This is a genomic window from Jannaschia maritima (assembly GCF_030973515.1).
Lineage (GTDB): Bacteria > Pseudomonadota > Alphaproteobacteria > Rhodobacterales > Rhodobacteraceae > Jannaschia > Jannaschia maritima.
In genome coordinates, this window is sequence record NZ_JARGZA010000044.1 from 1 (window position 1) to 1,033 (window position 1,033).

The following is a 1,033-nucleotide window of genomic DNA, read 5'->3' on the forward strand; positions in this document are numbered from 1 at the left end:
CGACCTGGCCGTCTGCTATGGCACCACCGACATGGCGGACCCGAAGGTCCAGGACGCCATCCGCGCCACCGGCAAGGCGGCCGCCGATCACGGGCGGGCGTTCATGACCTTCGCGGGTGGCGCGGAGGCCGGGCCGCGCCTGCGCGACCTGGGCGTGACGATGTTCTTCGTGGCCTCCGAGCATGCCTTCATGCTGAAGGGCGCCAACGCGGAGGCCGACGCGCTGCACGCGATGTAGGGCGCGCCGTGCGGCGATGCGCCCGACCCGTCAGCCGCCGTCCCCCTTCACCGGGTTGCGCAGCAGGACGCGCCTGACGTCGACCAGATGGGACTGCATGCGTTCGCGGGCCAGGGCGCCGTCGCGGCGGGCCAGGGCGTCCAGGATGGCCCGGTGATGGACGAGGGCGTTGTCCTGCGGATCGCCGAACAGGCCCGTCAGCGCGCCCATCCGTTCGAACAGGGGGCTGAACATCTGCGACCACAGGTCGTCCACGATCCGCACGAGCGGTCCGATGCGCGTGGCCTGCGCCAATGCCAGGTGGAAGGCGCGGTCGGCGTCGCGATGGGTCGCGCGGTGATCGGCCCGGGCCATCGCGTCGACCGTCGCCTCCACCGCGATCAGGCCCGCGGCGTCGATCGACAGGGCGGCGCGCATCGCCGTTTCCCCCTCGATCAGCTCGCGCGCGTCGAGCAGCTCGAGCGGGCCCGCGCCCAGGTCGGCGGACGCGGCGGACGTCCGGTCCGCGACGTAGATGCCCGACCCGGTGCGGATCGCGACGCGGCCCGCGATCTCGAGTGCGATCATGGCCTCGCGCAGGGTCGAGCGGGCGACGCCCAGCCGCGTCGCCAGTTCGCGTTCGGGGGGCAGGCGGTGGCCGGGACGCAGGTCGGCGCCGTCGATCATTGCGGCGACGCGATCGGCGACCTGACGGTAGAGGCGGACCTCCCCCGCGATGCCGGTATCGTCGATCATGGCCGTGCTTCCTGGTCAGACCAAAGACAGCCTAACAGACCCCGTGGAGGCCGAAATCCC

At 72.5% G+C, this 1,033-nt stretch carries 1 protein-coding gene and 1 pseudogene; one reads left to right on the plus strand and one right to left on the minus strand.

From position 1 onward, the window contains the following. Nucleotides 1–238 (plus strand): annotated as a pseudogene (locus P0084_RS18500) (aldolase); the annotation flags it as partial. A 30-nt stretch (nt 239–268) separates the two neighbouring features. Here the strand turns inward: P0084_RS18500 and P0084_RS18505 are convergent. Continuing rightward, entirely contained in the window at nt 269–973 is a 705-nt protein-coding gene (locus P0084_RS18505; protein ID WP_308918372.1) for a FadR/GntR family transcriptional regulator, read from the minus strand. Nucleotides 974–1,033: the final 60 nt, after the last annotated feature.

Excerpts from the sequence above, each read along its gene's own strand:
- P0084_RS18505 (WP_308918372.1), bottom strand. The coding sequence starts at position 973 with ATGATCGACGATACCGGCATCGCGGGGGAGGTCCGCCTCTACCGTCAG.